This window comes from Rhodovulum sp. BSW8, assembly GCF_003314725.1.
GTDB lineage: Bacteria > Pseudomonadota > Alphaproteobacteria > Rhodobacterales > Rhodobacteraceae > Rhodovulum > Rhodovulum visakhapatnamense.
Genome location: NZ_QNVX01000051.1, coordinates 1 through 21,592 on the forward strand (window position 1 = coordinate 1; position 21,592 = coordinate 21,592).

At 67.2% G+C, this 21,592-nt stretch carries 22 protein-coding genes and 1 tRNA gene; 15 read left to right on the plus strand and 8 right to left on the minus strand.

The features are described 5' to 3' along the window. Positions 1-196 precede the first annotated feature (196 nt). Positions 197-271: transfer RNA gene (locus DSD19_RS18520), tRNA-Thr, on the minus strand. Between the two features lie 128 nt (positions 272-399). On the opposite strand from DSD19_RS18520, the gene DSD19_RS21915 reads away from it, so the two are divergent. The 6 genes from DSD19_RS21915 to DSD19_RS18545 all read left to right on the plus strand — a co-directional run bounded on the left by DSD19_RS21915 (position 400) and on the right by DSD19_RS18545 (position 4,641). Continuing rightward, positions 400-552, plus strand: a complete 153-nt coding sequence (locus DSD19_RS21915) for a hypothetical protein (protein ID WP_165828181.1) — start codon at positions 400-402, stop codon at positions 550-552. Next, on the plus strand, positions 552-1,820 hold the full coding sequence (gene murA / locus DSD19_RS18525) for a UDP-N-acetylglucosamine 1-carboxyvinyltransferase (protein ID WP_075784206.1): 1,269 nt from the start codon (positions 552-554) through the stop codon (positions 1,818-1,820). Before DSD19_RS21915 ends, murA begins: the two co-directional genes overlap by 1 nt. Next, a complete protein-coding gene (locus DSD19_RS18530; protein ID WP_113670689.1) occupies positions 1,817-2,293 on the plus strand; it encodes a DUF2948 family protein in 477 nt (158 codons plus the stop codon). Before murA ends, DSD19_RS18530 begins: the two co-directional genes overlap by 4 nt. An 86-nt stretch (positions 2,294-2,379) precedes the next feature. Then, complete coding sequence (gene hisD, locus DSD19_RS18535) at positions 2,380-3,690, plus strand: histidinol dehydrogenase (protein ID WP_113670690.1); 1,311 nt, start codon at positions 2,380-2,382, stop codon at positions 3,688-3,690. Continuing rightward, positions 3,687-4,172 (plus strand): UPF0262 family protein, encoded by a 486-nt coding sequence (locus DSD19_RS18540; protein WP_075784209.1) that lies wholly within the window; start codon positions 3,687-3,689, stop codon positions 4,170-4,172. Before hisD ends, DSD19_RS18540 begins: the two co-directional genes overlap by 4 nt. A 1-nt stretch (position 4,173) precedes the next feature. Then, positions 4,174-4,641: a low molecular weight phosphatase family protein gene (locus DSD19_RS18545; protein ID WP_075784210.1), complete on the plus strand. Its 468-nt coding sequence runs from the start codon at positions 4,174-4,176 to the stop codon at positions 4,639-4,641. A 3-nt stretch (positions 4,642-4,644) separates the two neighbouring features. Here DSD19_RS18545 and DSD19_RS18550 read toward each other — a convergent pair whose 3' ends face one another. The 3 genes from DSD19_RS18550 to DSD19_RS18560 form a co-directional block, all read right to left on the minus strand. After that, positions 4,645-6,543, minus strand: a complete 1,899-nt coding sequence (locus DSD19_RS18550) for an acyl-CoA synthetase (RefSeq protein WP_371412634.1) — start codon at positions 6,541-6,543, stop codon at positions 4,645-4,647. A gap of 270 nt (positions 6,544-6,813) precedes the next feature. Next, positions 6,814-8,607, minus strand: a complete 1,794-nt coding sequence (locus tag DSD19_RS18555; RefSeq protein ID WP_075784212.1) for an ABC transporter transmembrane domain-containing protein — start codon at positions 8,605-8,607, stop codon at positions 6,814-6,816. Between the two features lie 96 nt (positions 8,608-8,703). Continuing rightward, positions 8,704-9,879 (minus strand): hypothetical protein, encoded by a 1,176-nt coding sequence (locus tag DSD19_RS18560; RefSeq protein ID WP_113670691.1) that lies wholly within the window; start codon positions 9,877-9,879, stop codon positions 8,704-8,706. Between the two features lie 343 nt (positions 9,880-10,222). Between DSD19_RS18560 and infA the strand changes: the two genes are divergently transcribed. The 5 genes from infA (at position 10,223) to DSD19_RS18585 (ending at position 13,478) form a co-directional block, all read left to right on the plus strand. Continuing rightward, positions 10,223-10,441, plus strand: a complete 219-nt coding sequence (infA, locus tag DSD19_RS18565; RefSeq protein ID WP_043918791.1) for a translation initiation factor IF-1 — start codon at positions 10,223-10,225, stop codon at positions 10,439-10,441. A 3-nt stretch (positions 10,442-10,444) separates the two neighbouring features. Next, on the plus strand, positions 10,445-11,023 hold the full coding sequence (locus DSD19_RS18570; protein ID WP_113670692.1) for a nucleoside triphosphate pyrophosphatase: 579 nt from the start codon (positions 10,445-10,447) through the stop codon (positions 11,021-11,023). Further along, positions 11,020-12,057, plus strand: coding sequence for a ribonuclease E/G (locus DSD19_RS18575; RefSeq protein ID WP_113670693.1), 1,038 nt, complete (start codon positions 11,020-11,022; stop codon positions 12,055-12,057). Before DSD19_RS18570 ends, DSD19_RS18575 begins: the two co-directional genes overlap by 4 nt. Beyond that, entirely contained in the window at positions 12,054-12,233 is a 180-nt protein-coding gene (locus DSD19_RS18580; protein ID WP_075784216.1) for a DNA gyrase inhibitor YacG, read from the plus strand. The genes DSD19_RS18575 and DSD19_RS18580 overlap by 4 nt, the downstream gene beginning before the upstream one ends. 708 nt (positions 12,234-12,941) lie before the next feature. Beyond that, positions 12,942-13,478, plus strand: coding sequence for a calcium-binding protein (locus DSD19_RS18585; protein WP_165828182.1), 537 nt, complete (start codon positions 12,942-12,944; stop codon positions 13,476-13,478). A 323-nt stretch (positions 13,479-13,801) separates the two neighbouring features. Here DSD19_RS18585 and radC read toward each other — a convergent pair whose 3' ends face one another. From radC to dnaK, 3 genes are all read right to left on the minus strand, one after another. Then, positions 13,802-14,569: a DNA repair protein RadC gene (radC, locus tag DSD19_RS18590; RefSeq protein WP_075784219.1), complete on the minus strand. Its 768-nt coding sequence runs from the start codon at positions 14,567-14,569 to the stop codon at positions 13,802-13,804. Positions 14,570-14,642: 73 nt separating this feature from the next. Next, positions 14,643-15,794 carry a molecular chaperone DnaJ gene (gene dnaJ / locus DSD19_RS18595; RefSeq protein WP_075784220.1) on the minus strand — a complete coding sequence of 384 codons (1,152 nt, stop codon included), beginning with the start codon at positions 15,792-15,794 and terminating at the stop codon, positions 14,643-14,645. Positions 15,795-15,873: 79 nt separating this feature from the next. Further along, positions 15,874-17,793, minus strand: a complete 1,920-nt coding sequence (dnaK, locus tag DSD19_RS18600) for a molecular chaperone DnaK (RefSeq protein ID WP_075784221.1) — start codon at positions 17,791-17,793, stop codon at positions 15,874-15,876. A 173-nt stretch (positions 17,794-17,966) separates the two neighbouring features. Here dnaK and DSD19_RS18605 point away from each other — a divergent pair, with 173 nt between their 5' ends. Then, on the plus strand, positions 17,967-18,599 hold the full coding sequence (locus DSD19_RS18605) for an alpha-ketoglutarate-dependent dioxygenase AlkB (protein ID WP_113670695.1): 633 nt from the start codon (positions 17,967-17,969) through the stop codon (positions 18,597-18,599). Here the strand turns inward: DSD19_RS18605 and DSD19_RS18610 are convergent. After that, positions 18,571-19,332 (minus strand): ABC transporter permease, encoded by a 762-nt coding sequence (locus DSD19_RS18610; RefSeq protein ID WP_243628113.1) that lies wholly within the window; start codon positions 19,330-19,332, stop codon positions 18,571-18,573. The genes DSD19_RS18605 and DSD19_RS18610 overlap by 29 nt on opposite strands. Before the next feature lie 179 nt (positions 19,333-19,511). Here DSD19_RS18610 and cysQ point away from each other — a divergent pair, with 179 nt between their 5' ends. The 3 genes from cysQ to DSD19_RS18625 form a co-directional block, all read left to right on the plus strand. Continuing rightward, a complete protein-coding gene (cysQ, locus tag DSD19_RS18615) occupies positions 19,512-20,309 on the plus strand; it encodes a 3'(2'),5'-bisphosphate nucleotidase CysQ (protein ID WP_113670697.1) in 798 nt (265 codons plus the stop codon). Continuing rightward, positions 20,309-21,109, plus strand: a complete 801-nt coding sequence (locus tag DSD19_RS18620; protein WP_113670698.1) for a 3-deoxy-manno-octulosonate cytidylyltransferase — start codon at positions 20,309-20,311, stop codon at positions 21,107-21,109. Before cysQ ends, DSD19_RS18620 begins: the two co-directional genes overlap by 1 nt. A gap of 222 nt (positions 21,110-21,331) precedes the next feature. Continuing rightward, positions 21,332-21,592, plus strand: a 261-nt coding sequence (locus DSD19_RS18625; RefSeq protein ID WP_243627577.1) for a sugar phosphate nucleotidyltransferase, incomplete at its 3' end; no start/stop codon positions are given.

The following is a 21,592-nucleotide window of genomic DNA, read 5'->3' on the forward strand; positions in this document are numbered from 1 at the left end:
GCTTGCCCAACCCGAAACCGACCACTATCAACCCCAAGGACTCTCGTTATGAACGAGGGACGACCGGGGGACAGGTCAGGTGTTGCCACCTGGAAAGGCTCGTGGGATGCGGGTGATTCCGGCAGGGGCAACGCAGGGTAACAGCCGGCAGCCGCGCGCCAGAACAGCCCAACCGCTTGATTTTCTAGGTGTATGATGGTGCTGCTGGACAGGATTGAACTGTCGACCTCTCCCTTACCAAGGGAGTGCTCTACCACTGAGCTACAGCAGCACTCTTGGAACGGTGCTGTCCGGGCGAGACGCCCGGGCACGTTCCGGTGGGCGGTTGATTAGACGGAAAGTCCGGGCGACGCAAGCGGTATCTGGACGGTTTTTTGCCCCTGCGCTACTAGGGACGCCATGACAGGCAAAACCCCCAAGACGGGCGTGCCAAAGCCGTCCGGGACCCGCGAAGAGCGTCTCAAGCAGGCGCTGAAAGCCAACCTCGCGCGTCGCAAGGCCCAGGCCAGGGCCCGCGAAGACAAGCCCAAAGGGCAGGAAGAGCAGAACTGATGGACCAGATCATGATCCGGGGCGGGGCGCCGCTGACTGGCGAGATCCCGATCGCAGGCGCCAAGAATGCCTGCCTCGCGCTGATGCCTGCGACATTGTTGACCGACGAGCCGCTGACGCTGACCAATGCGCCACGCCTGTCCGACATCCGCACCATGACGACGCTGCTGCAATCGCTTGGCGCCGAGGTCTCGGCGCTGCACCGGGGCAAGGTGCTGGCGCTGTCGAGCCACCGGCTGACCAGCCACCGCGCCGATTACGACATCGTGCGCAAGATGCGCGCCTCGATCCTGGTGCTGGGCCCGCTGCTGGCGCGCCACGGCCAGGCCGAGGTCTCGCTGCCCGGCGGCTGCGCCATCGGCGCGCGTCCGGTCGATCTGCATCTTCAGGCGCTGGAGGCGATGGGCGCCCGGCTGGAACTGCGCGAGGGCTATGTCCATGCCGAGGCGCCGGGCGGGCTGAAAGGTGCGGTCTTCGAGTTTCCCAAGGTGTCGGTCGGGGCGACCGAGAACGCGCTGCTGGCGGCGACGCTGGCCAAGGGCACGACCGTCCTGAAGAACGCCGCACGCGAGCCCGAGATCGTCGATCTGGCCCGCTGCCTGCGCGCCATGGGCGCCCGGATCGAGGGCGAGGGCACCGCCACGATCACCATCGAGGGCGTGACGGCGCTGGGCGGGGCGACCCACCGGGTGGTGACCGACCGGATCGAGCTGGGCACCTACATGCTGGCCCCCGCCATCACCGGCGGCGACGTGACCTGCCTTGGCGGGCGGCTCGATCTGCTGCCGGCCTTTGCCGAAAAGCTCGATGCCGCGGGGATCACGGTGGAACAGACCGACCGGGGCCTGCGCGTCGCGCGCAAGAACGGCCGCCTGTCGGCGGTCGATGTGACGACCGAGCCCTTCCCGGGCTTTCCGACCGACCTGCAGGCGCAGATGATGGCGCTGTTGTGCACCGCCGAGGGCACCAGCCGACTGGAGGAAACGATCTTCGAGAATCGCTTCATGCACGCGCCTGAACTGGTGCGGATGGGGGCGCGAATCGAGGTGTCGGGCGGTACGGCCACGGTGACCGGTGTCGGTCGGCTGAAAGGCGCGCCGGTCATGGCCACCGATCTTCGTGCCAGTGTATCGCTGATTCTCGCCGGTCTGGCCGCCGAGGGTGAAACCGTGGTCAGCCGGGTCTATCATCTCGACCGCGGCTACGAGAAGGTGGAACAGAAGCTTGGCGCCTGCGGGGCCCATATCGAACGGATGAGCGCGGAATGACCGAAGACGCACGGTTCGAGGACGGGGCGGAACGCCCGCTGCACCTGATGGCCGCCGAGGCAAGCGATCTCGAGGTGATTTCGGCGCTGGTGCAGGATGGGGTCCTGCCGGTCACCGAAATGCGCTGGGACCGGTCGCGGCGCCGGTTCGCGGCGCTGGTCAACCGGTTCCGCTGGGAGGACAAGGAGGCCGCCGAACGCCGTGGCCGCCCGTTCGAGAGGGTTCAGGCCGTGCTGACCGTCGAGGACGTGACCCAGGTGGTCAGCCAGGGCATCGACCGGTCCGACCCCGATCTGGTGCTGTCGCTGCTGGCCGTGACCTTCGAGCCCGGCGAGGACGGCACCGGCCGGGTGGTGCTGACGCTGGCGGGCGACGGGGCGGTGGCGCTCGAGGTCGAATGTCTCGAGGTGACGCTGACCGATGTGACCCGGCCCTATGCCGCGCCCTCGGGCAAGGCACCGCGGCATCCCTGACACGGGGCGCCGGCCGATCCCTTTGGGGAGGTTCACCCTTCGGCAAAATGCGGCTATGCAGCATTGTAAAGCTTGCGAGGACCCCAATGCCGGTATTCCTGGACACCGCCGCTGCCGATTTCGAGGCGCAATTCTCGGCTCTGCTGAGCGCCAAGCGCGAGGACAGTCCCGATGTGGATGATGCCGTCGCGGCGATCATCGCCGATGTGAAGGCGCGGGGCGACGCGGCGGTGATCGAGCTGACCGCGAAATTCGACCGGCTGGACCTGACCCCCGAGACGCTGGCCTTCTCGTCCGAGGAAATCGACGCTGCCTGCGCCGCCGTCAGCCGGGAGGACCGCGCGGCGCTGGAACTGGCGGCCGAGCGCATCCGTGCCTATCACGTGAGGCAGATGCCCGAGGGCGCGCAATGGACCGACCCCGAGGGCGCGACGCTGGGCTGGCGCTGGACGCCGGTCTCGGCCGCGGGGCTTTATGTGCCGGGCGGGCTGGCCTCTTATCCGTCTTCGGTCCTGATGAACGCGATCCCGGCCCAGGTGGCGGGGGTCGAGCGGCTGGTGATCTGCGCGCCCACGCCCGATGGCAAGGCCAACCCGCTGGTCCTGATGGCCGCCCGGCTGTCGGGGGTCGAGACGGTCTACCGGATCGGCGGCGCCCAGGCGATCGCGGCCATGGCCCATGGCACCGAGACCATCGTGCCGGTCGACAAGATCACCGGTCCCGGCAACGCCTATGTGGCCGCGGCCAAGCGGCGGGTCTTCGGCAAGGTGGGCATCGACATGATCGCGGGTCCGTCCGAGATCCTGGTGATCGCCGACCGCGACAACGACCCCGACTGGGTTGCCATCGACCTGCTGTCGCAGGCCGAGCATGACGAAAGCGCCCAGTCGATCCTGGTGACCGACGATGCCGCCTTCGGTCGCGCGGTGGCCGAGGCGGTCGAGGCGCGGCTGAAGACGCTGGAACGGCGCGCCATCGCGGGCGCCAGCTGGCGCGATTTCGGCGCGGTCATCACCGTGCGCGATCTGGCCGAGGCGGCCGCGCTGTCGAACCGCGTCGCCCCCGAACATCTGGAACTGTGCGTGGCCGATCCCGAGGCGCTGGTGCGGAAGATCACCCATGCCGGGGCGATCTTCATGGGGCAATGGACCCCCGAGGCCATCGGCGACTATATCGGCGGCCCGAACCATGTGCTGCCCACCGCGCGCTCGGCCCGGTTCTCGTCCGGGCTCAGCGTCCATGATTTCATCAAGCGCACCACGCTGGCCCGGATGACGCCCGAGGCACTCAAGGCGATCGGACCCGCCGCAGAGCGGCTGGCGATTTCGGAAAGTCTCGAGGCGCACGGTCTGTCCATCCGGGCCCGGCTCGACCGCCTGAACGAGGACGCGACATGACGACCGCCCGTCTTTGCCATGTGGAACTGGACGATTCGAACCTGCCGCCGCCGACGCCCGAGATCGAGCAGGAACGCAAGGTGGCGCTGTTCGACCTGATGGAAGACAACTCGTTCTCGTTGCCCGGGCGCGAGGACCGGCCCGCGCCGCCGGGCCCGTTCCGGCTGACGCTGTCGATCCGGGAAAAGCGGCTGGTCTTCGACGTCAAGACCGAGACGGGCAGCCCTGCCGCCGAGTTTCACCTGTCGCTGTCGCCGTTCCGGCAGGCGGTGAAGGATTACTGGCAGATCTGCGAAAGCTATTTCGACGCGGTGAAGCGCCTGCCGCCCAGCCAGATCGAGGCCATCGACATGGCCCGCCGCGGCATCCACAACGAGGGCGCGCGGCTCTTGCAGGAACGGCTGGAAAGCAAGGCCGATCTTGATATCGACACGGCGCGACGCCTCTTCACGCTGATCTGCGTTCTCTATCACGGGGGCTGAGGTGACCGGGCAGCTGCCCTCCTCGGTACTGTTCTGCTGCGACCATAACTCTGTCCGCTCGCCGATGGCCGAAGGACTGATGAAGAAGTTCTACGGCCAGCGCGCCTATGTGCAGTCGGTGGGCGTTCACAACGACCGCGAGATCGACGGCTTCACCGTCACCGTCTGCGACGAGATGGGGGTCAAGCTCGACCGCCACCGGGTGCGGTCCTTCGACGAGATGGAGGATTGGGGCGACGACCTGTCGGGCTTCGATCTGATCATCGCCCTGTCCCCCGCCAGCCTGCGCCGGGCGCAGGAGCTGACGCGGTATTATCATCTCGATGTCGAATACTGGCCAGTGCTGGACCCGACCGGGCTTGGCGAGACCCGGCCCGACAAGCTGGCTGCCTACCGCCAGACCCGCAACCAGATCGTCGATCGGCTGATCGGGCGATTCGGCCCCCCCGCGCGGGGCGCGGGGGATTGATCGTCAGTCCTCGGTCCAGTCCCAGGGACGGGTGAAATTGCCCAGAAGATGCACGACCGCCTCGTCGTCCACCGGACCCTGACGTTCCAGCCGGGCGACAAGGCCGCGCTTGCGGTCCTCGACCACCTCGCGCACCCGCACCGGATGCCCGGCCTCGGCCAGTGCCGCGTCATAGACCCGCTGGATCGCCAGCTTGCGCAGTCCCGGCTTGAAGACCTTGCCGACGGCGGTCTTGGGCAATTCGTCGAGGATCTCGATATGCTTGGGGATCGCGGCGCGTTCATGGATATGCACGCGGGCATGTGCCATCAGGTCCTCGGGTGTGGCGGTGGCCCCACTGACCAGCTCGACATAGACGCAAGGCAGTTCGCCCGAAAAGCTGTCGGGCTGGCCGATGGCGCCCGCGAAGGCCACGTCGTGATGGCCCAGCAAAGCCTCCTCGATCTCGGCCGGGTCGATATTGTGCCCGCCGCGGATGATCACGTCCTTGGCGCGGCCAGTGATGAACAGATAGCCGTCTTCGTCGATCCGCCCCAGATCGCCGGTGCGCAGGAAATAGCCATCGGCAAACAGGCCCAGATTCTTGGCCTTCTCGGTATAGGTCGAGCCCGGCACCACCCCGGGGTTGGAGATGCAGATCTCGCCCACCTCGTCGGTCTCGCATTCGCGCTGGACGTTGCCGTCGCCATCGCATTTCAGGATGCGGATCTGGGTATAGGGGAAGGGCAGGCCGACCGATCCGATCTTCTTGGTCGAATCGGGCGGGTTGATCGACACGAGGCAGGTGGCCTCGGTCAGCCCGTAGCCCTCGCAGATGGTGACGCCGGTCGCGGCCTCGAACCGGTTGTAAAGCTCGACCGGAAGCGGCGCCGACCCCGAGAAGGCGTAGCGGAGCGTCGAGACATCGGCATCGACCTTGCGTTGCATCAGCGCGGCGATGGCGGTCGGCACGGTGATGACGAAGGTCACGCCCCAGCGTTCGATCAGCTTCCAGAAATTGTCGAGCACGCCATCGCCGCGATAACCCGCGGGCGTCGGCATCACGAAATGCGCCCCCGCCGCCACCACGGACATCAGCACCGGATAGGCGGCGAAGACGTGAAACAGCGGCAGCGGGCAGATCAGCGTGTCGTTCTCGCGGAACAGAAGCGTATGGCCCAGCCAGCCGTTGTAGATCATGCCCGAGACGCGATGCTGGGCGACCTTGGGCATCCCGGTGGTGCCGCCGGTGTGGAAATAGGCGGCGAAGCGGTCCTCCTCGGGGTCGTCGAAGGTCAGCCGGTCGGCGGGCTCGGCGGCCAGCGCGCGGTGAAAATCCAGCACGTCGGCATGGTAATGGCCGGGCGATTTCTTGCGGATCAGCGGCACGATCAGCCGCTTGGCTCCGGTCAGGTAGCGGACCAGATCGACCTCCAGCACGGTCTGCACCTTGGGCGCATGCCGCACTGCCTCGGAGACCTTCTGCGCGACATCGGTCCTGGGGAAGGACTTCAGCGTGACCACGACCTTGGCCCCGGTCTCGCGCAGGATCGCGGCGATCTGTTCGGCCTCGAGCAGCGGGTTGATCGGGTTGACGATGCCCGCCACGGCGCCGCCCAGAAAGCAGACCGCAGTCTCGTTGCAGTTGGGCAGGATATAGGCGACGACGTCGTCCGGGCCGATGCCCAGGCGGCGGAACAGGTTCGCGGCCTGGGTGATGCGGCCATGGAATTCGGTCCAGGTCAGGGTCTCGGCCGGGTCCTTCGGACCCGAGAAGATCTGGAAGGACACCGCCGGGCGGTCCGGAAAGGCCGCCGCGGTGCGCGAAACGAAGGAATAGATGGTCTTCGGCCGGTCGCGCGTCTCCCAGGGGGTTTCGGCGGCGATGGCCAGCCATTCGCGCCGCGCATACTCCATGCTCATGCTGTTCACGATGTCATCCTCCCATGCGGCCCGTTTTGATCGGGCCTGCTTTCCCATGGATCGGAAGGATGGGGCGAAATGCCGCTCGCTGCAAGGTGTCCGCCATGCGGCAACGCAGCGTCCGCCCGGGCTCTGCCCGACGGCCGGTCATCGGCGCCGATGTCGTGCCGGACCGTCCGGTCCGCCCTTGAGGTTGTCCCCACCTGTCCTCCGCCCGTTGCCCGTGGGGCAGCCTAGGCGTAGCGCTTTGGCAGGCAAGCGAAATCCGGCTCAGGCGGCGGTCTCGACCCCTGCGGTGAATTGAAGCCGGGCCAGCCGTGCATAAAGCCCGCCCTGCGCCACCAGCGCGTCATGGGTGCCCTCGGCCACGATCCGGCCCCGGTCCAGCACGACGATCCGGTCGGCCTTCTTCACCGTGGCCAGCCGGTGGGCGATGATGATCGTGGTCCGGGTCGCGGCCATGCGGTCCACGGCCTCCTGCACCGCGCGCTCCGATTCCGCGTCCAGTGCCGAGGTCGCCTCGTCCAGCAGCAGCACCGGCGCGTCCCGCAGGATCGCCCGGGCGATGGCGATGCGCTGTTTCTGCCCGCCCGACAGCATCAGCCCGCGTTCGCCCACCTCGGTGTCGTAGCCCTGCGGCAGCGCGCTCAGGAAGTCATGCGCGGCGGCGGCGTGGGCGGCCGCCTCGACCTCGGCATCGGTGGCGCCGGGCCGACCAAAGCGGATATTCTCGCGCGCGCTGGCCGCGAAGATCGCCGGGTCCTGCGGCACCAGCGCCAGACGGCTGCGGAAGGCCTCGCGGCCCAGATCGCGCAGATCGGCCCCGTCGAAGAGAACGCGGCCCTCCTGCGGGTCGTAGAACCGCAGGATCAGCTGCATGACCGTGGTCTTGCCCGCCCCCGAAGGACCGACCAGCGCCACCGTCTCGCCAGGCCGCACGGTCAGCTCGATGCCGTCGAGCGCGGGGGTGTCCGGCCGGGTCGGATAGGAGAACCGCACGCCTTCGAACCGGATCTCGCCACGGGCGGGCTTGGGCAGGGGCAGGGGGGCCGCCGGGTCGGTCACGCTGTCCCGCGCGGTCAAAAGCTCGACCAGCCGTTCGGTGGCGCCGGCGGCGCGCTGCAATTCGCCCCAGATCTCGGTCATCGCGGCGACAGCGCCCGCGACCATCACCGAATAGATCACGAACTGAACCAGTTCGCCCACGCTCATCTCGCCCGCGCGGACGTCGCGCGCGCCGACCCAGAGCACGCCGACGATGCCCGCGAAGACGAGGAAGATCACGATCACGGTCATCACCGCCCGGGTGCCGATCCGGTGCCGGGCCGAGAGGAAGCTTTGTTCGGTGACCGCCCGGAACTGCGACCGGGCGCGGCTTTCATTGGTGAAGGCCTGGACCGTCTGTACCGACAAGAGCGCCTCGGAGGCATTGCCGGACGAGGCGGCGATCCAGTCCTGGTTCTCGCGGCTCAGCCGCCGGAGCCTGCGGCCCAGAAGGACGATCGGCACGATCACGGCGGGCACCAGCAGCAGCACCAGCCCCGACAGCTTGGTCGCGGTCGCCAGCATCAGCACCAGCGCGCCGAAGAAGACGAGGATGTTGCGCAGCGCGAACGAGGCCGAGGAGGACAGCACCGACAGGATCAGCGTGGTGTCTGTGGTGATCCGGCTCAGCACCTCGCCGGTCATGGTCTTCTCATAGAAGGCGGGGCTCATGCCGATCATGCGGTCGAAAACCGCGCTGCGGATATCGGCCACCACCCGCTCGCCCAGCCGGGTCACGAGGTAATAGCGCAAAGCCGTGCCGACGGCGAGCAGCGCGACGATGATCAGCGCCAGCCCGAAATAGCGATCAAGCAGCGCGGCCGTTTCGGTGTCGAAGGCATCGACCACCTGGCGCACCGCGACCGGCATCGCCAGATAGACAAGCGCGGTCAGAACCAGCGCGCTCAGCGCCGCCGCCAGCATCCGCCGGTAGGGGGCGACGAAGGGCCAGAGCGCCTGAAGCGCGCCGATCCGTTTCGATTTTTCGCGATCGTCCTGCGGCTGCGGGCGCGGCGGCATGGGCACACTCCTTTGGGTCCCTGCGCAGGTAGTGGGCGGGTGGGCACGGGTCAACAGGCGACAGCGGAGCGCCTGTCGCGGGCCTGTCCGGCAGGGTCAGGAATTGCCGACGATTTCGGCAACCCGGTCCGAGATTTCCTCGAAGCGCTGGCGCAGCGTATTGTCGTCGAAGGGCTGCAGGTCGGGCAGCTGCCGGGTCATGATCTCGCCGAACAGCCGGTCGGTCTCGTCGATGAAATTCAGCACGTTCATCGAGTTCACCGCGGTGTCATAGGTCGAATAGGTGACGTCGAGCCAGGATTGGGCCTTTTCCATCGCCTCGGCCGACCGCGCCTTCTGCTGGTCGAGGATCTGTTCGTAGCGCGCGATCACGTCCAGCGACAGTGCATTGGCGGCGATGTTCTTGGCGTAGATTTCCTGCTGTTCGGGCGTTGCCGTGGCCATGCGCTCGCGGGCGAAGGCGACGGTGGCGTCGATCTCGGCCTTGATGGTTTCAAGCGCAGGCAGGTAATCCTCGTCGAGTCGGCGCAGGTACTCGCGATGCACCATGACCTGCAATTCGGCCATCACCACGAAGACGCCGTAATACTGAAGCTGCATCCCGGGCGAGGGCGCGGTGCCCTGCATCAGCGCCTTCAACTCGTCGGTGATCTTGCGGGTGATGTCGAAGACCGTGAACATCTTCAGCAGATCGTCGCCATCGGCCCGCGAGGTCAGGCTGTCGATCTCGTCCTCGCCAAGCGTCGCCCCGGCCTGGGCGAAGGTCTCGCGCAGCGCGGTCTTGCGCGCCGCCACCTCGGCCTCCAGCGTGGCCGCAGCGGCCTCGCGGTCGGCGATCCGGTCCTCGATCTTGTCGGTCGCGTCGGGGTCGGGCTCGGGCTTCTGCCGGGCCAGATACAGATCGCGGCGCAGCACCTCGATCTCGCGCCCCAGACCCGCGATCTCGGCCCGAAGCCGCCGGATGTCCTCGATGGCGCCGACATTGCCGTCCTGCAAGAGCGCCCGCTCGATCTCCAGCACCAGATCGTCGACATCGCCTTCGAGGCTTTTGGTCGACCGGCCCAAAAGGCGGAAGCCCTGATCGCGGCTTTCCTCGATGCGGCCATGCAGTTCGGTCAGATCCTCGCCGCCCTCGACAAGCCGGTCGAGGTGCTTTTCAAGCGGCGTCTTCGGCGGATCGGCGTCCCACAGCGTCCAGGCTCCGGCGGGCTGAAGCCAAAGCGCTGCGGCGCAGCTCAGCGCAAGGGTCGGGCGGCGGAACGAACGGGCCATGCTGTCACCTTCCATTGGCGGACCGGTGGCCCGCGCAGTCGGTCTGGGTGGACCAAGCCTAGCACGCCCGCGCGGCCCGCGCATCCTTGCCCGCGCCGCAGGAGGGGGCCGGGCGCGGGTCCAGACCCGCGGGCCGGTCCGTGGATCCGCTCGCGATTGTCTCCCCGCGCCGAAGCCCTTGCCCCGGCCCGCTGCGGTCCGATCCAGGCGCTGCGAACCCGTTGGAGGGACCCCAATGCCGGGGCCGCCGTTTCACACATTTACGACTTGAATTATTGGCTGATCGGGCGCATTTACTTGCGCGCCCGGAATCCTTCCGGGCTTACCCCTTTTTGGAGTGACCATGGCCAAGGAAGAAATGCTCGAATTTCCCGGCGTCGTGAAGGAACTCCTGCCGAATGCGACGTTTCGGGTCGAGCTGGACAACGGCCATGAGATCATCGCGCATACGGCGGGCAAGATGCGCAAGAACCGCATCCGCGTTCTGGCCGGCGACCGGGTTCAGGTCGAAATGACCCCCTACGATCTGACCAAGGGTCGGATCAACTATCGTTTCAAGTAAACCTTGAGGCTGATCCTCGGCTCTCAGAGCCCGCGCCGGAAAGATCTTCTGGCGCAGATCGGGGTTGTCCCCGATGACGTGCGTCCCGCCGATATCGACGAAACGCCCCATCGGGGTGAGCTTCCCCGTCCCTACTGTCTTCGCATCGCCCGCGAAAAGGTCCGCGCCGTTTCGGCCGCGCCCGATGACCTGGTGCTGTGCGCCGATACCACCGTGGCACTTGGGCGGCGCATTCTCGGCAAGCCCGCCGATGCGGGCGAGGCGGCCGCCTTCCTTTACGCCATGTCGGGTCGGCGGCACCGGGTGGTGACGGCGGTCGCGCTGCGTCTTGGCGACCGGATCTGGGAGCGCGATGTCGTGACGCAGGTGCGGATGAAACAGCTGAGCGATGCCGAGATCAACGCCTATCTCGCCTCGGGCGAATGGCAGGGCAAGGCGGGCGGCTATGGCATTCAGGGCCGCGCGGGTGCCTTCGTGCCCTGGATCGGCGGATCGTTCTCGGCGGTCGTGGGGCTGCCACTGGCCGAAACCGCGACGCTTTTGCGCGCGGCAGGCTATCCTCTGGATACGGAGCGCACATGAAGGGACGCAGCATCCTGCTGGACGAGATCGGCGGTCGAAAGGCCGCGGCGCTGATGGAAGACGGCAGGCTCGAAGACCTGCTGATCGACCCGCCGGACGAGCGTCCGATGCCGGGCGCGATCCTCCGGGGCGTTGTCGACCGGCAGATGAAGGGGCAGGGCGGGGTCTTCCTGCGGCTGCCCGAGGGGCGGGCCTTTCTCAAGCAGGCCAAGGGGTTGCGCCCGGGGCAGGGGATTCTGGTGCAGGTGACGGGCTATGCCGAGGAGGGCAAGGCCGTGCCGGTCACGCCCCGCATCCTGTTCAAGAGCCGTCTGACGATCCTGACGCCCGAGGCGCCCGGCCTGAACGTGTCGCGCGCGATCCGCGACGAGGCCGAGCGCGACCGGCTGCTGGAGATCCTGCATGACGGGATGGAGGGCGCACCCGAGGGGCTCGGGGCAATCCTGCGCTCGGCGGCCGAGGGCGCCGACCCCGAGGCCGTGGCCGAGGATATTGCCGCCCAGCGCGCGCTGGCCGAGGCGATCCTGTCCGAACCTGCCGATGGCGCGCCCGAGCTGTTCCTCGACGGACCCGACTCTCATGCGCTGGCCTGGCGCGACTGGCCTGCGCCCGACGATCTTGACGACCGCGCGGGGTCCTTCGCCGACCATGGTGTGCCAGAAGCGATTGAGGCGCTTGCCGGTCCCGAGGCCCTGCCCGGCGGCGGGTCCGTCCATGTCGAGCCGACCCGGGCGCTGACCGCGGTCGATGTGAATACCGGTGCCGACAGCTCGCCCGCCGCGGGGCTGAAGGCCAATATCGCCGCCGCCCGCGCGCTGCCGCGGCTGTTGCGCCTGCGCGGGCTTGCGGGCCAGATCGTGGTCGATTTCGCGCCGATGCCCAAGAAGGACCGGGTCGCGCTGGAACAGGTGATGAAGGCCGCCTTTCGTGCCGACGCGGTCGAGACGACCTTTGTCGGCTGGACCCCGCTCGGGCATGCCGAACTGACCCGCAAGCGCGAACGCCTGCCGCTCAGCGAGACCCTCGCCCGATGACCTGCCCCGTCTGCAAGAAGCCGACCGATCCGGCCTATCGCCCCTTCTGTTCGCGCCGCTGCGCCGATGTCGATCTGGGCCGCTGGCTGACCGGGGCCTACAGCGTTCCCGGCGACGCGACCGACCCGGCCGAAGCCGAAGACGACCTGCCGTCTTCGCCGCCCCGCAGGCACTAGAGGGCCCAGCCGCGGCGTCGATCGGCGTGCTCCGGTTTCGGCTGCCCGCGCCGCCTGTGCGACGGATCTCTTCCGATCCCTTCGACCTGGGCCTCTCGAGGACCGCTGGCGCGCTGGCCCACAGGCGAGTCGATGCCGGTTCGGACCGCGCCCCCACCGCAGCGCCTTGCCCCGAGGCCCGGCGCCGTAAAGATGTTGCGTCACTTTCCCCGCGACTGCGCCGCAACCGTGGTCGGAGTTGCGGAAGCGGCATCGCCCCAAATGCTTCGTTACGTCCATGGCCATAGGTTCGGGGCGTCTTTGGGTAGCAGTGCCTTGGCTGGCAGTTCCTCGGTTCTTGTCGTCGTCAGCGGGGCGTCCGCCCCCGGCGTCAGCTTACGCATCCGTTCGGCGGTCCAGGCGACCCACCGACGGCCTCGGGGTCGCCCTATCCGAAGAGATGATCCTCCCTGGCTTTGCAGGTTCGGGACTCGATCCGGGGCTGACCGGCGCTCCACTCTTCGGCGGTGGGATCAATGACACCGGACGCGATCTGACCCATCGGACCGCCGAGAGGCGCGCTCTGATCGGCGGGGGCGGCCTCGATTGCGTCTTTCCCTGGCGGGCCATGACAGATCGGTATCGAGAGGCTGCCCATGACGACGCTTTCCGGCGGATCGGGCGATGACGAATTTACCGTCCCCGACACACAGGCCTTCACTTCGATCGGTGGCGGCGCCGGCACTGACCCCCCTGAAATCCGAGAGAGTCGCGAGCACGGCGGGCACGTCTATTCACTATACCGGCGCCGGTGCGCTCGATTTCTTCGAATTTGGCAGCTTCACCTGGAAGGGCACCGCCACCGGGATCGAAGTGGCCCAAGGCACTGCTTCTTGCGACTGGGTCGTTGCGACCTCGAATACCACGGCGGCGACCTATAGCACCGGCACGGACAGCGATACGGTCTATGGCGGCTGGGGCGACGAGACCGTCCGGCTCGGCGACGACAATGACGTGTCTTGCGGCAATGCCGGGAACGACCTGATCTATGGCAACGCGGGCAACGGCACCCTGTCGGCGGGATCGGGGTCCGACACGCTGTACGGCGGTGCCGGTAACGATACGTTCGGGATCTACGACAGCAACCAGACGGCGGTGGTCTATGGCGATGACGGCGGGACCGAGGCGCTGGCCCGCGCGAAACAGCTTGCGGCACAGGGCTGGCCCGGCGTGCGGGTCGTGCGGGGCCAGAACGGGTGCAGCTAACACCCCATCCTGCTCGAGGCGCATTCGCCGATCTGTGCCGAGGGCATCTGGGTCGAAACCTTCTGGCCGGGGCCGTTCGGTTTTCGGCGCTGGGTCCGTCCTCGCGGCAAAGCCCGCTGCGAGCCTTCCCCGGACTTTCCGGCTGTCGTGCCGGGCTGGTCCCCGTCGAGGCCGCCTATTCGTCCCGGGTCCGTCCGGTGCTGCGAAGCCGCGAGGTCACGGCACTGGCCAAACGTATCAAGGCGCTTGGCCAGTGCCGCACCACTACCAGGTCCGGCACGCCGGCCGCCTGCATTTCCGCCATTCGATGACCGTGCAGATCCCTAAAGATAGCCCTCGGCCCGAAAGCTGAGGTCGCGGGCCTTGCCTACGATCAGATGGTCATGCAGCACGAGGCTCAGCGCGGCGCAGGCGGCTTCGATCTGCGCGGTCATGGCGATGTCGGATTGCGAGGGGGTCGGGTCGCCCGAGGGGTGGTTGTGGACGAGGATCAGGGCCGAGGCGTTCAGTTCCAGCGCCCGCTTGACCACCTCGCGCGGATAGACCGGCACGTGATCGACGGTGCCGCGGGCCTGTTCCTCGTCGGCGATCAGTACATTCTTGCGGTCGAGAAAGAGGACGCGGAACTGTTCGGTCTCGCGATGGGCCATGGCGGTGCGGCAATAGTCCAGAAGCGCGTCCCAGCTTGACAGCACGGGGCGGTGCATGACGCGGGTCCGGGCCAGCCGCTGGGCGGCCGCCTCGACCAGCTTGAGCTCGACGATGACCGACGGACCGACGCCGCGCACCTCCTGCAGGCGGGTTACCGGGGCCGAAAGCACCCCGTTGAAGTCGCGGAACCGGTCCAGAAGCAGCCGGGCCAGCGGCTTGACATCCTGCCGGGGCAGGGCACGGAACAGAACCATTTCAAGCAGTTCGTAATCCGGCATCGCCGCCGCGCCGCCCGCCATGAACCGGTCGCGAAGACGGCGGCGATGGTCGCGCAGATAGGAGGGCAGCCGCTCGCCGGGAGCAAGCGCCCTGACCGGCGCCTCCGCGAAAAGCGGCAGCACCGGTTCGGCGGGCGATGGCGGGGGCGTCGGGCGCGGCATGACCCAACGGTAGCGGGAACAAGGTGAACGAAACGTTAAGGCCGCGGGGAGACCGCGGGCCGCCCGGCCCGCATCAGCTTTTCATCCCGTCCCAGAAGCTTTTCACCTTCTTGAAGAAGGACGAGCCCTCGGGATTGTTTTCCTCGCTCAGTTCCTCGAATTCGCGCAGAAGCTCTTTCTGGCGCGTGGTGAGGTTGACCGGGGTCTCGACCGCCAGCTCGATGAACATGTCGCCCTGGGCATTGCCGCGCAGCGCAGGCATCCCCTTGCCGCGCAGCCGCATCTGCTTGCCGGACTGGCTGCCGCCGGGCACCTTCACCCGCGACCGGCCGCCGTCGATGGTCGGCACCTCGATCTCGCCGCCAAGCGCCGCGGCGGTCATCGAGACCGGCACCCGGCAAAAGAGGTTCAGCCCGTCGCGCTCGAACAGCGGGTGATCTGTCACCTCGATGAAAATGTAAAGATCGCCGGACGGACCGCCGCGGAGCCCCGCTTCGCCCTCGCCCGCAAGCCGGATCCGGGTGCCGGTCTCGACGCCCGCAGGGATGTTGACCGACAGCGCGCGTTCGCGCTCGACCCGGCCCGCGCCGCCGCAGGACTTGCAGGGGTTCTTGACGATCTGGCCCATGCCGCCGCAGGTCGGGCAGGTCCGCTCCACGGTGAAAAAGCCCTGCTGTGCCCGGACCTTGCCCATGCCCGAACAGGTCGGACAGGTGGCGGGTTCTGCGCCGCCGGCCGCGCCGGTGCCATTGCAGACCTCGCAGGCGACCGAGCTGGGTACCTTGATGGTCTTTTGCAGGCCGGAATAGGCTTCTTCCAGCGTGACCCGCAGATTGTAGCGCAGGTCGGACCCGCGCGTGGCGCGCTGGCGCCCGCCGGGACCCGCCCCGCCCATGAAGTCGCCGAACAGGTCGTCGAAGACATTCGAGAAGGCCGAGGCGAAATCGCCCTGGCCGCCGAAGCCGCCGCCCATGCCGCCTGGGCCGCGACCCCCGCCCTGTTCGAAGGCGGCATGGCCGAAGCGGTCATAGGCCGCCTTCTTGTCGGGGTCCTTCAGCGTCTCGTAGGCCTCGTTGACCTCCTTGAACTGCGCCTCTGCCTTGGGATTGTCCGCATTGCGGTCGGGGTGCAGTTCCTTGGCCTTCTTGCGATAGGCCTTCTTGATCTCTTCGGCCGAGGCCCCGCGGGCAATCCCGAGAACCTCGTAGAAATCGCGCTTTGCCATCAGCTAACCCTAACCCTCTTCCTGGAACGCGTTGGCCGGCCCGGTTGCCCGGACCGGCCGCTTCGGGTCCGGTTGCGCCTCACGAGCGCTTGCGATCGTCCAGATCCTCGAACTCGGCATCGACGATCTCGTCGTCCACACCGGTCGGCTCGTCGCGGTCGTCGTCGGCCTCGGGGCCGGAGGTCTCCTGCTGCTGGGCCTTGTAGATGGCCTCGCCCAGCCTCATCGCGGCTTCGGACACGTTCTGGATGCCGCCCTTGATCTTGCCGGCATCTTCCGAATCCAGCACGTCCTTCAGCGCCGCGACCGCCAGTTCGATCGCCTCGACGGTCGAGGGATCGACCTTGTCGCCATGTTCCTCGATCGACTTCTCGGTCGAGTGGATCAGGCTTTCGGCCTGGTTCCGGGTCTCGACCAGTTCGCGGCGTTTCTTGTCGGCTTCGGCATTGGCCTCGGCCTCGCGCACCATCTTGTCGATCTCGTCATCCGAGAGGCCGCCCGAGGCCTGGATGGTGATCTTCTGCTCGCGGCCGGTGCCCTTGTCCTTGGCCGAAACCGACACGATGCCGTTGGCGTCGATGTCGAAGGTCACCTCGATCTGCGGCATGCCGCGCGGCGCGGGCGGGATGTCTTCGAGGTTGAACTGGCCGAGCATCTTGTTGTCGGCCGCCATCTCGCGTTCGCCCTGGAAGACGCGGATCGTCACGGCGTTCTGGTTGTCCTCGGCGGTCGAGAAGATCTGGCTTTTCTTGGTCGGGATCGTGGTGTTGCGGTCGATCAGCCGGGTGAAGACCCCGCCGAGCGTCTCGATGCCCAGGGACAGCGGCGTCACGTCCAGCAGAACGACGTCCTTCACGTCGCCCTGCAGAACGCCGGCCTGGATCGCGGCGCCCATGGCGACCACTTCATCCGGGTTCACGCCCTTGTGCGGTTCCTTGCCGAAGAACTTGGTCACTTCCTCGATGACGCGGGGCATCCGGGTCATGCCGCCGACCAGCACCACCTCGTCGATATCCGAGGTCGAGAGCCCGGCATCCTTCAGCGCGTCCTGGCAGGGCTTGATCGAGCGCTTGATCAGGTCGCCGACAAGGCTTTCCAGCTTGGCGCGGGTCAGCTTCATCACCAGGTGCAGCGGTGTGCCGGCCTGCGGGTTCATCGAGATGAACGGCTGGTTGATTTCGGTCTGGCTGGAGGAGGACAGCTCGATCTTGGCCTTTTCGGCGGCTTCCTTGAGCCGTTGCAGGGCCATCTTGTCCTTGGTCAGATCGACGCCGTGTTCCTTTTTGAACTCGTCGGCAAGGTAGGCGACGATGCGCATGTCGAAGTCCTCGCCGCCGAGGAAGGTATCCCCGTTGGTCGATTTCACCTCGAAGAGGCCGTCGTCGATTTCCAGAATGGTGATGTCGAAGGTCCCGCCGCCGAGGTCATAGACCGCGATGGTGCGGGTTTCCTTCTTGTCGAGCCCGTAGGCCAGCGCGGCCGCGGTCGGTTCGTTGATGATCCGCAGCACCTCGAGGCCCGCGATCTTGCCCGCATCCTTGGTGGCCTGACGCTGGGCGTCGTTGAAATAGGCCGGAACGGTGATGACGGCCTGCGTCACCTCTTCGCCAAGGTAGCTTTCGGCGGTTTCCTTCATCTTCTGCAGGATGAAGGCCGAGATCTGGCTGGGCGAATATTTCTCGCCACGGACGCTGACCCAGGCGTCGCCATTGCCGCCGTCGACGATGGAATAGGGGACGTGCTTCTTGTCCTTCTCGACTTCGGCGTCATCCACCCGGCGGCCGATCAGCCGCTTGACCGCAAAGACGGTGTTTTCGGGGTTGGTGACGGCCTGGCGCTTGGCGGGTTGTCCGACCAGACGCTCGCTGTCGGTGAAGGCCACGATCGACGGGGTCGTCCGCGCGCCTTCGGCATTCTCGATCACCCGGGGTTGCGCCCCATCCATGATGGCGACGCAGGAGTTGGTGGTCCCGAGGTCGATCCCGATGACTTTACCCATGATATCTTAACCTCTTCATTCGGCGATGTTGTGGGGAGCAGACCCTCAGGAGGCCTCTGCGCCCCGATCCCAGGGGGCCACGGCAGACCCGGGCCCGTTTCTCGGGGGTATATAAGGAGGGGTGTCAAACCCTGCAAGCGCAGCCTATGACAGATTTGTGAGTGTGGTGAACGATGTCTGAGACAGAACGACCGGGCCGCCCCGCGCCCGCGCTGGTGGTGCGGGGGGTCGAGGTTTTCCCGGGGCTTCTGGACCCCTCGGCCCAGGCCGCACTGGTGGCCGAGATCGCGGCGGTGATGGCGGCGGCACCGCCGGTGCAGCCCGAAACCCGGTTCGGGCGCAAGATGAGCGTGCGGATGACGTCGGCGGGCAAATATGGCTGGGTGTCCGACCGGCGCGGCTATCGGTACGAGACGCAGCACCCTTCAGGCGTGGCCTGGCCGCCGATCCCGGCGCCGGTGCTGGCTCTGTGGCACCGGGTGACCGGGGTCGACCGGGCGCCCGACTGCTGTCTGGTGAACCTGTACCGCGAGGGCGCCAAGATGGGCCTGCATCAGGACCGCGACGAGGCCGATTTCGGCTGGCCCATCGTCTCGGTCTCGCTGGGGGACGAGGCGCGCTTCCGGATCGGCGGGATCGAGCGCGGCGGGCCGACCGACAGCCTCTGGCTGAAATCGGGCGACGTGCTGGTGATGGGGGGCGCGGCGCGGCTGATCCATCATGGCATCGACCGGGTGCGCGGCGGCAGCTCGACCCTGATCGAGGGCGGCGGCCGGATCAACCTGACGCTTCGGGTGGTGGACTGAGGCCGGGGGGCATACCATCCGCCGGGGCGAGCTTGCGGGTGTGGCATTCGCCCATCGGCCCGATCACGGTCGGCGCGATGGCCAGCCGCAGCGGATGGCCGACCGCGGTGGAATGCGGGTCGTAATCGACGAAAGCAAGGCCGCGCGCCGGGTCGATGCAGTGAAACAGCGGTTCCGGTCGAAGAAGACCGGCATGCGGCCGGTCCATGGTATTGGCCGCGAACATCTTGCCCGACGCGATCAGGGTCATCCGTTGGAAGGCGGTCGAGGCCAGCCCCACGACGCCCGGCGCCCAGGGCTTCAGCGCCAGGAAGACCATCCCCACCGACAGCCCGGAAAACCAGGCCAGCAGCATGCCCATGGCCCCGACGGGGCGGTCCACGGTGATCGGGGTGAAGGCGGCGTGATAGACGAAGCCCACGAAAACCATCGACAGGATCTGGATATAGAGCGTGCCGAGCGCGGCCGCGGCGATGGCGATGATCGTGTTCATCGGCGCGTGCTGCATCATCGCCGAGGCCGGTCCCTCGGACCCCGCCACGGCGGCCATGGTCTTGTTGAAGGTCATGAACAGGAACACGCCCGACATCAGGTAGATCAGGAAATCGCCCCGGATCGCGGCACCGCGCAGGCCCACGAGGGTGAACATCGCGTAGAACGACACCACCGGCAGAACGGTTTGCAGGATGTTCATGATCAGGCCCGGACCCGCGTTGCGGTGGCTCTTGCGCACATGCCGCACCGAGGCGTGATAGATCAGCGCCAGCAGGCGCAGCCCGCCCTGGGCGGTGCCGGTCGGTCGGGCCGTCTGGAACGTCGCCTTTTCCGTGTGTCCTTGCCGTTTGTGGGCAAGCCAAGCATAAGGAGCTTGCGAATTCGTTTCGTGCCGCGCGACGCAACCAGGAGGCAGGCTTGGACTACGAACAGCTCGAGACCGTGATGCGGAAAACGGCGCTTCTGGCCGGCGCGCGCATCATGGAGATCTACGGCGCGCCCGATTTCGAGGTCCGTGCCAAGGCCGATTCCAGCCCGGTAACCGAGGCCGACGAGGCCGCCGATGCGCTGATTTCAGCCGAGCTGAGACGCGCCTTCCCGGAGGCGCTGATCGTGACCGAGGAACAGGCCGACACCCATACCGAAAGTGCTGCCGATTTCCTGATCATCGATCCGCTGGACGGGACCAAGGAATTCGTCCAGCGCCGGGGCGATTTCACCGTGAACATCGCCTGGGTCGAGGGCGGAGTTCCGGTGCGGGGCGTTGTCTATGCCCCGGCGCGGGGGCGGCTTTTCTACACCCGTGCCGATGGCGCGACCGTCGAGGAAACCGGCGATCTGGCGCTCGACGCGGTCGGGCCGGTCACGCCGCTGTCGGTCTCGGCCCCCGACAACGGCGCGCTGATGGTCGTGGCCTCGAAATCGCACCGCGATCAGGCGACCGACGATTACATCGCGAAATATGCCGTCCGGGACATGACCTCGGCCGGATCGTCGCTGAAATTCTGCCTCGTCGCGACCGGCGAGGCCGACCTTTACCCGCGGCTCGGGCGCACCATGGAATGGGACACCGCGGCCGGGCATGCGGTGCTGGCGGGCGCAGGCGGCAAGGTCGTGCGCTTCGACGATCACAGCCCGCTGTCTTACGGCAAGCCTGGCTACGAGAACCCGTTCTTCATCGCCTATGCACCGGGCGTCGATCTGAAAGACGCCTGATGTCCGTCGTCATCGTGATCCCGGCGCGGTTCGCGTCCTCGCGCTATCCGGGCAAGCCGCTGGCGATGCTCCGGGGCGCGTCCGGGCAGGAAAAGAGCCTGATCCGGCGGTCCTGGGAGGCGGCGCAGGCGGTCTCGGGCGTCGACCGGGTGGTGGTCGCGACCGATGACGACCGTATCCGCGCCGCCGCCGAGGCCTTCGGCGCCGAGGTGGTGATGACGTCGGAGACCTGCGCCAACGGCACCGAGCGCGTGGCCGAGGCGCTCGATGTGCTGGGCGGCGCGGTCGAGATCGCGGTCAACCTGCAGGGCGATGCGCCGCTGACGCCCGCCTGGTTCATCGAGGATCTGGTGGCGGGGCTTCGCGCCGATCCCGGCGCCGATCTGGCGACCCCGGTGCTGCGCTGCGACGGTCAGGGACTGGCCGCGTTGCTGGACGATCGCCGCGCGGGCCGGGTGGGCGGCACCACCGCGGTTTTCGGCGCGGGCAACCGGGCGCTTTATTTCTCGAAAGAGGTCATCCCCTATACCGGGCAGACCTATGCCGACAGCGCCCCGACGCCGGTCTTTCACCATGTGGGCGTCTATGCCTACCGGCCTGCGGCGCTTGACGCCTATCGCCGCCTTGCGCCGGGCCCGCTGGAAGGGCTCGAAGGGCTCGAACAGCTGCGATTCCTCGAACACGGGCGGCCTGTTCTCTGCGTCGAGGTCGAGGCGCGCGGCCGCCAGTTCTGGGAACTGAACAACCCCACGGACGTTCCGCGGATCGAGGCGATGATGGCCGCGATGGGGCTCGACTGAGATGCACCCCGCATCTTGAGGCTCTTGCGAAGAGCCAGGGTGGCGGGACCCCGCCGAAGTCTCGGTCGGCGGAAGGGGAACCTTGCGCATGTCACAAAATGTTCCCAACACAGGGATAAATCGGCCGAATTATCGGGGATTATTAACAGATTCTGTCGATGTTCCGAGCCAGCCCGGGAAATATGGGCTAGAATGAAATGAAAGCGACGAGCGAGTGAGATCATGAACCGGCAAGTAACGAAGGCGGTTTTTCCCGTTGCGGGATTGGGGACGCGGTTTCTTCCCGCGACGAAGTCGATCCCGAAAGAGATCATGACGCTGGTGGACCGACCGCTGATCCAGTACGCGATCGACGAGGCGCGGGCGGCCGGGATCACGGATTTCATCTTCGTGACGTCGCGGGGCAAAAGCGCGCTCGAGGATTATTTCGACCACGCGCCGCATCTGGAAGACTCGCTGAAGTCCAAGGGCAAGGACGACCTG